Annotated in this window: 9 protein-coding genes; 2 read left to right on the top strand and 7 right to left on the bottom strand. The window is 67.6% G+C overall.

Features of this window, described 5'->3' with window-relative positions:
• The first annotated feature begins 254 nt into the window (after positions 1 to 254).
• Entirely contained in the window at positions 255 to 3,665 is a 3,411-nt protein-coding gene (locus FX134_RS11400) for an EAL domain-containing protein (RefSeq protein ID WP_080801946.1), read from the top strand.
• Positions 3,666 to 3,760: 95 nt separating this feature from the next.
• Here the strand turns inward: FX134_RS11400 and FX134_RS11395 are convergent, their stop codons facing one another.
• The 5 genes from FX134_RS11395 to FX134_RS11375 all read right to left on the bottom strand — a co-directional run bounded on the left by FX134_RS11395 (position 3,761) and on the right by FX134_RS11375 (position 9,204).
• A complete protein-coding gene (locus tag FX134_RS11395) occupies positions 3,761 to 4,636 on the bottom strand; it encodes a dimethyl sulfoxide reductase anchor subunit family protein (protein ID WP_080801944.1) in 876 nt (291 codons plus the stop codon).
• Positions 4,637 to 4,645: 9 nt separating this feature from the next.
• Positions 4,646 to 5,293 (bottom strand): Tat proofreading chaperone DmsD, encoded by a 648-nt coding sequence (gene dmsD, locus FX134_RS11390; protein ID WP_080801941.1) that lies wholly within the window; start codon positions 5,291 to 5,293, stop codon positions 4,646 to 4,648.
• An 11-nt stretch (positions 5,294 to 5,304) separates the two neighbouring features.
• Positions 5,305 to 5,925, bottom strand: a complete 621-nt coding sequence (locus FX134_RS11385) for a 4Fe-4S dicluster domain-containing protein (RefSeq protein WP_080801938.1) — start codon at positions 5,923 to 5,925, stop codon at positions 5,305 to 5,307.
• 167 nt (positions 5,926 to 6,092) lie between these two features.
• Positions 6,093 to 6,707, bottom strand: a complete 615-nt coding sequence (locus FX134_RS11380; protein ID WP_080801936.1) for a 4Fe-4S dicluster domain-containing protein — start codon at positions 6,705 to 6,707, stop codon at positions 6,093 to 6,095.
• Between the two features lie 28 nt (positions 6,708 to 6,735).
• Complete coding sequence (locus tag FX134_RS11375) at positions 6,736 to 9,204, bottom strand: DMSO/selenate family reductase complex A subunit (RefSeq protein WP_087881568.1); 2,469 nt, start codon at positions 9,202 to 9,204, stop codon at positions 6,736 to 6,738.
• A gap of 350 nt (positions 9,205 to 9,554) precedes the next feature.
• Between FX134_RS11375 and FX134_RS11370 the strand changes: the two genes are divergently transcribed.
• Positions 9,555 to 11,045: a helix-turn-helix transcriptional regulator gene (locus tag FX134_RS11370; protein WP_232051003.1), complete on the top strand. Its 1,491-nt coding sequence runs from the start codon at positions 9,555 to 9,557 to the stop codon at positions 11,043 to 11,045.
• A 65-nt stretch (positions 11,046 to 11,110) separates the two neighbouring features.
• Here FX134_RS11370 and FX134_RS11365 read toward each other — a convergent pair whose 3' ends face one another.
• Both FX134_RS11365 and FX134_RS11360 read right to left on the bottom strand, forming a co-directional pair.
• Positions 11,111 to 12,055 carry a DmsC/YnfH family molybdoenzyme membrane anchor subunit gene (locus FX134_RS11365; RefSeq protein WP_080804019.1) on the bottom strand — a complete coding sequence of 315 codons (945 nt, stop codon included), beginning with the start codon at positions 12,053 to 12,055 and terminating at the stop codon, positions 11,111 to 11,113.
• Positions 12,056 to 12,451: 396 nt separating this feature from the next.
• Positions 12,452 to 12,937 (bottom strand): CBS domain-containing protein, encoded by a 486-nt coding sequence (locus FX134_RS11360; RefSeq protein WP_080801932.1) that lies wholly within the window; start codon positions 12,935 to 12,937, stop codon positions 12,452 to 12,454.
• Between the last annotated feature and the right edge of the window lie 9 nt (positions 12,938 to 12,946).

Genomic DNA, 12,946 nt, shown 5'->3' with positions numbered 1-12,946 from the left:
GCACGGATCGGACGGGATTCGGGCCTCTCGGACGACCAGCCGCCGACGTTTTCCCAGGTCGCGAATTTCGCGAATGCGCCGCGCGTGCCACAGCCGCAAATTCCTGCCGCAACCGGGGGAGTCAAAATGTCCCAAATGGGGACTGTCCCCATTTGGGACAGGGGACGCGCAGGCGCGCACGGGAAATATCCCAAGACAAACCTACACCAAGGCACTACAATGGGGGGCATCGGGCCCGAGAACAGGAGAACCCCATGCCGGCCACCCGTGGCAAGGAGCCGTCGAAGAGCGGCCACACGTATGTAATCAACCGCGACTACGACGTGGTGTACATGGATCGCGCCGCGCGCACGGTCTTTCCCGGCGGGCGCATCGGCGAGAAGTGCTACGTCTGCTTCCGTGGCAACGCCGAGCCCTGCGCCGACTGCACCTGGAAGGCGGACCAAGGATGCCACGCCGCGCAAAGCGTCATCTACAGCGCCCGCCACGACCAGTGGTACGAGATCACCTGCCTCGAGCTGGACTGGTTCGACCAGGGCCCCTGCGTGCTGTTCTCGGGCTGCCCCATCGACGAGCACAGCCGCGGCCTGTTCGCCGCGCTGAGCGAGCCCTCCTCCTACGACGAGCTGTTCGAGCTCAACCTCACCGACGACGCGTACAAGGTGCTCTACCACGAGCCGGGCAAGTACGCCATCCCGCCGCTCGAAGGCCGCCTGGCCGACCTGCACGACGAGGTGGCCGCCCACTTGATCCACCCGGAGGACCGCGCGCGCTTCGAGGAGCTATGGGACCTGACCACGCTCATCGAGCGCCTCGACGCGGCGGGAGGCTCGCTGCACGGGGAGTTCCGCAAGAAGCTCGCCTCGGGGGACTGGACCTGGGCGCGGCAGTCCATCGTGCCGGTGAAGCGCGGGACGGGCGGCGAGGCGGTGGTCATGTGCTTCGTCTCCGACGTGGACCAAGACGTGCGCGAGCGCGACCGGCACGCCGAGGCGTCGCAGATCCAGCTTTTGCGGGAGCGCGACCAGCTCACAGGGCTCTACAACGCCTCGACGTTCTACGACAAGGCGGAGGCCTTCACGGCCGCCCGCCCCGACGCCCGCTTCGAGGCCCTGTACATCGACATCGAGCACTTCAAGATCTACAACGAATGGCACGGGCGCGAAGCCGGCGACGCCATCCTGCGGGCCATCGCCAGGCGGCTGGAGCGCGCTGCGCAACGGTTCGGCGGCATCGCCGGTTACCTGGGCGGCGATGACTTCGCGCTCATCGTGCCGCTCGGCACCATCACGGAAGAACTCGTCGAGCGGGAGCTCAAGAAGCCGCCCTTCGACACCGAGGACACCATCGGCTTCCAACCCGCGCTCGGCGTGTGCGCGATCGCCGCAGGCCAGTCGGTGGTCACCGCCTGCGACCACGCCATGATCGCCATGAACTCGGTGAAGGCCTCCTACGCCAAGCAGGTGGCGCGGTACCGCACATCCATGGCCGAGGAGCTCGAGAGCGAGGCGAAGATCCTGCTCGAGGTGAAGCAGGCGCTCAAGAACCGCGAGTTCATCCTGTACTTCCAGCCGCAGTGCAGCACGCGCACCGGCCGCGTGGTGGGGCTCGAGGCGCTCATCCGCTGGCAGCATCCCGAGCGCGGCCTGGTGATGCCCGGCGAGTTCATCCCCGTGCTCGAGCGCAACGGCTTCATCGCGAGCCTCGATCTGTATGCGTGGGACGAGGCGTGCCGGCACATCCGCTCGTGGATCGACCAGGGCGGCCGGCCCATCCCCGTGTCGGTGAACATCTCGCGCGCCGACCTGTACGCCATCGACGTCGTGGACACCCTCGAGGAGCTGGTCACGCGCTACGGGCTGGACCGCTCGCTGCTGGAGCTCGAGATCACGGAGAGCGCCTACGCGGAGGACGAGAAGATGGCCGAGGCGGTGAACCGGCTCAAGGAGCTCGGCTTCACCATCCTCATGGACGACTTCGGCAGCGGATACTCGTCCCTCAACATGCTCAAGAGCATCAACGTGGACATCATCAAGATCGACATGGGGTTCCTCAGCCGCGAGCGCGACGCGCAGCGCGGCGAGAGCATCCTGGAGGCCATCGTGTCCATGGCGCGCCTCATGGACCTGCGCATCATCGCCGAGGGCGCGGAGACCGCCGAACAGGTGGAATTCCTGCGCAACATCGGCTGCGACTACGCGCAGGGGTACTACTTCCACCGGCCCATGGACCGGGAATCGCTCGAGGAGCTGCTCACGGTGGAGGGCGTCATCGATTACCGCGGAGTGCTGAGCCCCGCGATCGAGATGATCGACATGGACGTGCTCGTGCACGAGGACGAGATGAGCCGCGCCATCATCGACAACCTGATCGGCGGCATGGCCGTGTACGCCGTGCACGACGACCATTTCGAGATCATGCAGGTGAACAACGAATACTACCGCGTGACCGGCTGCAACCCGGTGGACCTCAAGGAGCGCCAGACCGTCATCTGGAAGCAGGTGCACCCCGACGACCTGCCCGCCGTCATGGAGCTGTTCCGCCAGGCCGAGCTGCACCCGGTGTCGGGCGCGGAGGGCGTCGTGCGCCGCTACCGCCTGTCGGGCGAGCTCATGTGGCTGAAGATGCGCGTGTTCTTCCTCAGCCGCCAAGAGGATCGGCGCCTGTTCTACGCCGCGGTGGAGGACGCGACCGACCGGCAGCGCCGCGAGATGGCCTCGCTCAGCGTTGTGAGCGACAAGGGGCGCATCTTCGAGCTGCTCAGCGCCCGGTCGGCGCACCATTGGTGCGTCAACCTCACGCGCGGCGCATTCCTCGACGCCGACGACCGCGCGCTGCTCGAGCGGCGCCTGGGCATGCGCTTCCAGGATTGGGGGCGCTTCGACGTGCGGGAGACGATCCGCTCCTTCGTGAGCCCCGACGAGCGGGACGCGCAGGCGGTCGAAGCGCTGCTCGACCCGCAGCGCATGCTGGAGGACTTCGAGAACGGCGTGAGCTCGCGCATGGTGGAGTACCGGCAGCGCACGGACGCCGACGCGGAGGAGCCGGGCGAGCGATGGACCGAGCTGCGCTACCACCTCATGCGCTTCCCGGAGCGCCCCGATGTGTACGCCTACCTCTACGTGATGGACATCGACGAGCGCAAGCGCCGCGAACTCAGCCTGCAAAAACGCGCCGAGCACGACGCGCTCACCGGCCTGCTCAATCGCGACACGGGCTCGGCGCGCCTGCTCAGCCTGTTCGCCCGCGCCGCGGAGAACAACATCGCCGGGGCCTTCGTCATCGTCGATCTGGACGACTTCAAGAGCATCAACGACCGCTACGGGCACCTGTGCGGCGACTCGGTGCTCTCGGGCATCGGCAAGCACTTGAAGGCCGCCTTCCGCAAGGGCGACCTCATCTGCCGCTGGGGCGGCGACGAGTTCATCGTGTACTGCGAGGACATCTCCGCCGACGATATCAGGCACCGGGTGGCCGCGCTCTGCGGGAACCGCTGGCACGCCGCCGCCTCGGGCGGGAAGACCGTGGAGCTGTCGGTGTCGGCCGGCATCGCCATGGTTCCCGAGAACGGCGTGGACTTCACCACCGTATACGACCGCGCCGACACCGCCCTCTACGAGGCCAAGAAGGAAGGCAAAGCCCGCTTCCGCATGCACGGGGTGTGAGGGTGTGACAAAGGGACGGGGTAATCGTCACCGATGACGCAGGATGACGCAGGACGGGGGTAATGTCATCAGTGACGATTACCCCCGTCCCTTTGTCACACCCCTAGGCCGACGGTCATGTGCATCATGTAGAACGAGAAGCGCATGATGAAGATGCCGGCCAGCACGAAGAGGGTGGCGACGACGGCGCGGCGCACGGTGAGGCGCGCGCTCCCGAACAGCGCGACGGCGTCCAGGCCGATGCCCGCCAGGCCCAGCACGCCGAACGCGGCGATCATGATGCCGTTGGTGGGCACGAGCTCCGCCGCCGTGACGAACGAGTTCTCGATGGAGGGCAAATCGGCGCTTTGCAAGCCGAACACCACCACGTTGGCCGCAAGCGCCGCACCCGCCAGCACGAGCAACGCCCTCCCCCATCGGCCGCGCACCGGCTCGAAGCCCGCCGCCGACAGGCCCGCAAGCGCCAGCACCGGCCCGCCTGCCAGGCCGTTCAGCACGAGGTTCACCGGCACGTACACCGTGTACCACGACACGATGGTCTCGGCCGCGTACGCGAAACCCACCGCCACCACGAACACCGCGCCGGCCGCCATCGTCACGGCCAGCCACACGCGCTGCACGCCCGGGCGCGCGTGCTCGGCGAACGAGTACAGCCAGTACAGCCCCGCGAGCGCCAGGAACACCACCGCGAAGAACACCTCGGTGGAAAGCGGGCTGCGCCCCACGCCCAGAAACACGTAGAGCGCGTTCGCCGGATTGCCGAGGTGGGTGGCCGAGGCCACGAGCCCCACCATGGACACGACGAGCGGCACGCCCAGAAACGCGTTCAACCGCTGCCGCATGGCCGCGTCGAGGCGCGGGGAGAGCGCGGGCAGGCCCATGAGGATGAACGCCACCACGCCCGACGGCGCGAGCGTGGTGAACAGGACGAGCGTGATCTCGCCGAGCGCGGTGTCGAAGCCCGTGGCCACGTGCGCGCCCTAGCGGTAAAAGCGCGGGACGGCCACCTCGAGCCCGAGCGCCTCGCGGACGCCCTCGAGCGAGGAGCGGGTGAGGCGCGCGAGCCCCTCGTAGAAGGGGTGCCCCGCCGCCTCGGCCAGCTGGTCCAGGAAGTGCGGAGCCCAGGTGAGCAGGTGCAGGCGCAGGTACTCGGCGAGGTCGGCCGGCTGCTCGCGGGCGATCCAGGCCATGAGCGCCAGCATGAGCCCGATGTGGTCCTCGGGCGTCTTCTCGTCCACCGTGCGCGCCACCCCGTGCGCGCGCATCCAAGCGCGCAGCTCCAGGGTGGACGCGCCGAACACCACGCACTCGCGGTCGGTGTACACTGAGCCCCAGGGCGGGGCCGGCTTGGGCGCGGGGCCCACGAACAGGCGCCGGTACTCCCACACGAGCGCGTCGTCTTCGACGCCCGCCGCGAGCCCGCGCACCATCATCCCCAGGCACTCCCGCGCGACGGCAGGCTCCGCGAAGGGCCACTCCGCTGCGGCCGCATCCGCGTCGAGCGCCGCCATCGCCGCGAAGGCCTCCCCCGCTTCGCCCTTCACCGGGTCGTTCAGATAGAACGGCGCCAGCGCGTCGCCCACGAAGGCCACGGCCTCCAAAGTCTCGTCGTCGTATTCGGCAACCATAGCTCTCTCCCTCACTGGACTTCGAGCGGATTCTCGATCCGCCCGTCCTTCGATCCCGCCGCCCGCGCGTCGGCGCAGGGGCGCACGAACAGGTTCGGCACCGTGACCGCCGCCTCGGGCAGGGGCGCGACGTTCGCGCGCTCGCCCCGCTTCGCCATCTCGTCGGCCGGCCCGAAGGCGAGCGCCCGAGCCGGGCACGCCTCCACGCACACCGGCGCGCCACCTGCTGCCACGCGGTCGGCGCAGCCGTCGCACTTGACGGAATGCCCCTTCTCGCGGTCGACCTTCGGCGCGTCGTAGGGGCACGACAGGTGGCAGTACCCGCAGCCGATGCACATCCGCGCATCCACGCGCACGAGCCCGGTGCCCGGCTCCTTGTGCATGGCCTCGGTGGGGCACACCTTCACGCAGGCGGGGTCGTCGCAGTGGCAGCACGACAGCGCCACGTAGTAGCCGAAGCACGTGGAGGTACAGCAGCCCTGCGCGTCCTTCGTCGTCTCGCCGCCCGCGTACTCGTACACGCGGCGGTACGTCGTGCCCACCTTCAAGTCATAGGCGTCCTTGCAGGCCAGCTCGCACGTCTTGCAGCCGCTGCACCGCGTCATATCGAAGAAGAATGCCTGTTGGGCCATGTGCGAACCCCCTCTCGCCCGATGCGCCGTCCGCCCTGCAAAAGCGAAGGCGGAGCACGCCTATTCTAGCGCACCCCGCCTTCGTTCATGGCGCATCGGTGGTTTTCACAAGCCTCACATCGCAGACTCGCTCGCTCGCCGATGCGCCCTTGCCCTCGTCAGAGGCCCTACATGGCCTCGAGCGGGTTGGCCACCTCGACCGAGCCCACCGGCTGAGCGTCGGCGGACGCCTTGATGAAGAAGTTCGGCGTGGTCTCGGACGCGTCGGGCAGCGGAGCGATGTTGGCGCGCTCGCCCATCTTGCCCATCTCGTCGGCCGTGCCGAAGTCGAGGGCGCGCGAGGGGCAGGCCTCCACGCACACCGGCTTCAGGCCGGCGGCCACGCGGTCGGCGCATCCGTGGCACTTGACCGACTTCTTCGCCTCCTCGTCCACCTTCGGCGCACCGTAGGGGCACGTCAGCGAGCAGGTGCCGCAGCCGATGCACTTCTCGCGATCCGACGTGACCATGCCCGTCTCCGGATCCTTCGAGATGGCGCCCTGCGGGCACTTCGCCATGCACACGGGCATGTCGCAGTGGTTGCACGACACGGACACCGGGTAGCTCACGCAGGTCGTGGTGACCGCGCCGTCGGCATCGCGCACGGTCTCGCCGAGCGTGGCCTCGAGCACCTTGCGGAACGTCAGCCCCACGCCCAGATCGTTGAAATCCTTGCACGACATCTCGCAGGTTTTGCAACCGGTGCAGCGCGTGCCGTCAAAGTAGAATGCCATTTGAGACATGATTATCTTCCTTCCCTAAGCTCGCTGCTTACGCCTTCGTCACCTGGCAGATGTTCGTGTGCTGCGGGTTGCCCTTCGACAGCGGCGAGGGGCGCTGGGTGGTGAGCGTGTTGATGCTGCCGCCCTTGTCCACGCCGCCCTTGCGATCGCCGTCGTACCAGGCACCCTGCGAGACGGCCACCGTGCCGGGCACCACGCGCGGCGTGACCTTGGCCAGAAGCTCGATCTCGCCGAACTGGTTCTTCACATGCACCGTGTCGCCCTGCTTGATGCCGCGGTCCTTGGCGTCGGCCGGGTTGATCCAGGCCTCCTGCGGGTTGACTTCCTTGAGCTCGGGGATGAAGCCCCACGAGGAGTGGATGCGGCCGCGGTAGTGGAAGCCGTTGAGCGCAAGCGGGTACTCGTCGGTCGTGGTCTCCACGCCGAACCACTCGGGCAGGTAGACGGGGAGCGGAGGAAGCGTGTCCATGCCGGCCAGCGTGTCGCCGTCCTGCAGCTCCCAACCCTCGGTGAACTGCAGCAGCTTCTCGCTGAAGATCTCGATCTTGCCGGACGGAGTCTCCAGCGGGTTGGTCGCGGGATCCTCGCGGAACTTCTGCATGGAGATCTTCTTCTTGCCGGGACGCACGTACACGCCCATCTCCATGGCCTCCTCGTAGGTGGGAAGCTCGGAGTCCTTCTCGCGGGACTGCTCGTAGAGTTCCTTGATCCAGTCCTCCTCGGTCTTGCCCTCGGTGAACGCGTCCTTCACGCCCAGCTTGTCGGCCATGAGTTCGCACATCTCGTAGGCGGTCTTGCGCTCGAACTTCGGCGTGGTGGCCGCCGTGCCGGCGATCATGTAGCCGTTGTCGCCGCCGGTGCCGATCATGGACAGCTGCTCGAAGCGGAACAGGTCGGGCAGGATCACGTCGGAGTACATGATGGAGTCGCACATCACAGTGTCGACGCCCAGGATGAACTCGCACTTGGTGTCGTCGGCCAGGATCTCGTGGGCCCTGTTGATGTCGGAGTGCTGGTTGGTCAGGCAGTTGCCTGCGTAGTTGACCATGTACTTGATGCCCACAGACAGCGCATCGGCACCCTTGACGCCCGCGTTCTTCGAGGTCAACTCCGTGCCGTGGTCGATGGCGTCGGTGTAGAGGAAGCACGGGATGGAGGTCTTCACCGGGTTCTCGCCGCGCGGCAGGCTGCTGAGCGACACGCCGTTGGAGCCTTCGCGGGTGCCGTTGCTCGTACCCTCGAGGCCGATCTGGCCGACGAGGCACGGCAGCGTCATGATGGACCAGGCGGTCCACTCGCCGTTGCTGCGGCGCTGCGGGCCCCAGCCCTGGTTCACGTACAGCGGATGCGTGGTGGCGATCTCCTCGGCCAGCTCGCTGATGCGGGCGGCCGGGATGCCGGTGATCTTGGCGGCCCACTCGGGGGTCTTCTCCACCATGTCGTAGCCCTCGCCCATGATGTAGGCGCGGTAGGACATGTTCTTGCCCTGGTAGGCCTCGGGCATGGTCTCCTCGTCGAAGCCCACGCAATAGGTGTGCAGGAACTCGAGGTCCACCTGGTCGTTGGCGATGAGCTCATGCGCGATGCCGGCGACGAGCGCGGCGTCGGTGCCCGGGTTGATGGGGATCCACTGGTCGGAGTGGCCCATGGCCGAGTCGCTCATGCGGGGATCGATGAGGTAGATCTTCGCGCCGGTCTTCTCGCGCAGGTGCGCCCAGTCGTAGTGCGACACGGCGCCGCCCTGGCGGGTCTCCACCGGGCTCGAGCCGAACACGAGCACAAGCGCGGCGTCCTCGGCGGCAGACAGCGTGGAGCCGCCATTGTTCTTGGCGCCGTACATGTAGGGCGTGATGCAGCTGATCTGCGCCGTGGAGTAGCTGTTGTAGAAGCCCAGGTAGCCGCCCATCAGGCCCAGCAGACGGTAGAACGGGCGCGACGTGGAAGCCGAAACGCCAGTGGCGTAGGGGATGTACACGGCCTCGTTGCCGTACTTCTCGATGACCTCCTGCAGCTTGGTCGTGGCGATCTCGACCGCCTCGTCCCAGCTGATCTGCTCGTACTTGCCCTCGCCGCGCTTGGAACCCTCGGCGCGCTTCAGGGGGTAGTTGATGCGGTCGGGGCTGTTCATCCAGCGGCGGTAGCTGCGGCCGCGCAGGCAGGCGCGGGGCTGCGGGTCGTCGAAGCTGGCGTCGGGGCTGGTGAAGGTGTCCACCCACACCACCTCGTCGTCCTTCACGTGGAACTTCAGGCTGCAGCGGCCCGGGCAGTTGATGGCGCAGTGGCCCCACGTCGTGGTCTCCTCGGCGCCCACGGTGTTGGCGCCCGTGACGGCCATGTCCTCGGCGGCGCCTTCCGTCGCGCCCTCCGGGGCGGCCTCCTCCTTCGGAGCGCAGCCGAACAGCGCGCCGCTTCCGAACGCGGCAGCACCCAGGCCGGCCAGCGCCGAACCCTTGACGAACGTGCGGCGGGAAACGCCTTGGTCCATCGTCTTCGTCATGGTCCCTCCCTCTCATCTTCTCTTCGTCCTCTGCCCGCCTTCCCCAGCGGGCTCGCCCATTGTGGCACTGCGTGGCCGCCGCTTGTCACATGAAATATGCGAATTTCGAGAAGTCCCAGGTCAGATGCGTCACCATCGGCAGCGGGTGACACGGTGCCCGCTGCGCTTCGGCCCGCGCTTCGGGTATACTGCTCTCGTGGAACCATGAGCAGACCGCACCGCGAGGGAGCCCCTTGGACATCGAGAACATCGCACGCGTGCTCAAGCCGAACGTGACGACGCTCGGCTACGCGCTGTTTCTTGCCATCAACGCCGCGGGCGTCTGGGGCGGCGTGTTCCCGTTCCTTCCCATGGAGTTCCAGACGCGCGAGATCGTGTTCTGGTTCTTCCTCGCGCAGTCCGTGGTGTTCTCGCTCAGCTACTTCGCGAGCGCGCTGGGAGTGTACTTCCTGCCCGGGCCCACGCGCGCGTTCATCGTGCGGCTGGCCACCCTCCCCTACTTCCTCGGCTGGTGCTGCCTCATCGCGGCCATCTACCTGGACGCGTGGGCGCTTCCGCTCGTGGTTGCGGGAGGCGGGCTTCTGGGGCTCGGGTCGGCCGGCTTCTACATGCTGTGGCAGCGGCTGTTCGCCAGCCAAGATTCCGACAACGGCAACCGCGAGCTCATCTTGGGCACGGCGTACGCGGCGGTGCTGTACTTCTCGCTCTACCTCATCCCCCAGGCGGTGACGGCGTTTCTCATCCCGCTCGTGTTCCTGCCGCTGTTCGGCCTGACCATCGCGCTCAAAAGCCGCGAGATCGACCTCGATCAGGCCATGCTGCAAGACGTGCCGCGCGAGCACCCGCGCGTGTACCGCCGCCTGATCGAGGACTACTGGCGAAGCGCTCTGTGCGTGGGGGCACTCGGGTTCTGCACCGGCATCATGCGGGCGCTCGCCATCGCCGAGCCTGCGGTGGGCTCGCTCGTGAACGTGCTGTCGATGGCCGGCTCGCTCACGGCGGCCGTGGCGGTGCTCGTGCTCTGGCAGTTCAAGAACCTGCGCCTCAACGTAGTGGCGGCCTACCGCGTGTTCTTCCCCGTGATCATCACCGGCTTTCTGGTGCTGCCGTTTCTGCCGGAGGGGTACGCGCGCTGGCTCGCGGCCATCCTGTACGCCGCCTACAGCGCGGCCATCATGCTCATGATGATCCAGTGCGCGCAGGCATCGCGCGACCGCGGCATCAACCCCGTGTTCATCTACGGGTTCTTCGGCGGCATCGTGTACGTGCTGCACGACGTGGGGTTCATGAGCGGCTCGCTGGCCGAAGGCATCATGATCATGGACATCGCGCCGCTCGCCGTGGTGTCGCTCGTGGCCGTGTACCTGCTCGGGCTCATGTACTTCATCGGGCAGGGCGGGTTCGGGCGCATCCTCAAGGGAGACGGCGCGGGCGCGGCGGCCAGCATCGAGCTCGTAGCGCTGCGGCCGCGCGAACCCAAGCGCCCGGCGGAGCCTGCGGCGGAGGCGAGCGCGGAGGAGCAGGCCGAGGCCGCGTCGCGTAAGAAGCCGAAGCGCCGGGAGCGCCCCGCGCGGCCGGCCGAGGAGCACGTGTTCCAGGATCGCATCTCCAAGCAGGCCGCCCTCCTGCAGCGCCACTACCGCCTGAGCGCGCGCGAGACGGAGGTCATGGAGCTTATCGCGCGCGGCAACACCGTGGCGCGCATCGCCGAGGACCTCGTGGTGTCGGAGAACACCATCCGCACGCACGCCAAGCGCATCTACGCGAAGCTCGACATCCACAAGAAGCAGGAGCTGCTCGACCTCATCGAATCGTTCGACCCGCGCGACCTGGAGGAATAGGAAGGGGCTCCCGACCATGGACGGCCGGGAGCCCCTTGATGCACACGAGGCGGTCGGGCCGCCGCTTACACCTGCAGCGCGTAGAACAGCACGCGCGACACGATGAGCGCGACGAGCACCGCCGCGTTGCTGCCCACGAGCCAGGCCACCGTGGAGCGTTCGGCCGCGCGGTCGCGATCATACAGGTCGGTCGCGCCGTACACGGGCATGGCCGCCGCGGCGCCCGCCGTCCGGCCGAGCGGGGCCGCCGAGCGCACGTCCGAGAACGCGCCGCGCAGGCACCCGAGCGCCACGACGAAGCCGATGAGCGCGATGGCCAGGTACACCCACGCGCCGGGTAGGATGTCGGCGCCGGCGAAGAACGCGCTGACCATGGCCTGGGCGTTCATCAGCTGCACCGTGACGGCGAAGATGGCCACCACCGTGCCGATGAGGGCCGTGACGAGCGAGAACGTGGCGAAGCTCGTGCCCCGCGTCTCGCGCATGGCGCCTGCGGCGGCGATGACGAGCGCGCCGAGCGGCACGCCGCTCGCCAGGCAGAAGCCCGCGAACCCGAGCGGCACGATGCCGGAAGCCCAGGTGGCCACGTCGGAGGTCATGTACACGATGCCGATGGACACCGCGTAGGCCACGGCGAGCACGCTCATGATAGCCGCCGCGCCCTTGCGCACGCCGTACGACATGACGCCCGCCATCGCGACGATCCAGTACACCACCGCCGCGATGGCGAACACCGCGGCCATGACCACGGCGAACGTGAACGCGCCGGAGTCGACGCCTTGGAGCACGAACAGCCCCGCCTGCGGCGAGTTGAAGAACACGAGGGCCAGCACCACGCCCACCGTCAGGATGACGATGGGGAGCAGCGTCCAGCGGTCGATGCGCCGCAGCGCCTCGGGCGAGAAGTCCGTGGTGAGGAACGCGTTCGAGAGTCCCGCGAACGCGCCCGATGCCATCGGCGCGATGGCGGTGAACAAAAGCAGCGGCAGCTGCGCGAATACCAGATCCATGAGCATCAACCTCCTCGGGAGCGCGCGCTCCCACGATGGGCCTTGTCGTTATCAGGCCTATCGTAGGGAAGCGCCCGCCCGCCGCAGCCGGCCGCGCCAGGATGTTCAGCAACGCGTTTTCGCCCCGACGCCCGCGCGACACGGGAAAGTGCGCGGCGCCGAGCCGCATTGTCGACCGAAACACACGCATCAGAGCCCTGTGGCGTGTGTTTCGGTCGACAATCAACCTTCGCAGCCCCGATCTTCGCTCCGAAACCACGCCTCAGCGCACGAGGCGTGCTTTCGGAGCGAAGATCAGTCACCGCATGCTAAGCGGTCTTCCGCCGGATCTCGCCGACAAGGAACGCGGCGCAGCCGGAAAGCCGCGCCGCCCGATCACGCCAGTATAGCGCGCCCTTACGCGTCGAAGCCCGGCTCGTCGTCGAACAGCACGTGGAAGATGTACTTGGTGATGGTGGCGCGGCGCACCACGCCCACCAGCACGCCGCTCTCGTCAACCACGGGCACCTTCTTGAAGCGCTTCTTCGCCAGCACGTCGGCCACGGTGCCGATGTACTGGTCGGGCGTGGCGCAGAGCACCTTGGTGGTGGCCAGCTCCATGACGTTGCGGTCGCGCAGGGCGCGGGCCTTGTCCTCGAACGATTCGTTGTCGTAGAGCAGCATCGATGAGTAGCCGCTGAAGATGGAGCGCGTCTTCTGCTCGGAGACGGCCTTCATGATGTCGCCGTCGCTGATGAACCCCACCACGTGGCGCTCCTCGTCGACCACCGTGAGGCCGCTCGTGCCCAGCTCGTTGAACAGCTGCACCACCTCGCCCAGCGTCTGGTCGTAGCGGCACGTGTAGGCGTCGTCTTCCATGATGTCTTTGATGGGTCGCTTCATTGCGATTCC

It is taken from the genome of Arabiibacter massiliensis (assembly GCF_902386925.1).
Taxonomy (GTDB): Bacteria; Actinomycetota; Coriobacteriia; order Coriobacteriales; family Eggerthellaceae; genus Arabiibacter; species Arabiibacter massiliensis.
This window is presented reverse-complemented; position numbering and strand designations above follow the sequence as displayed.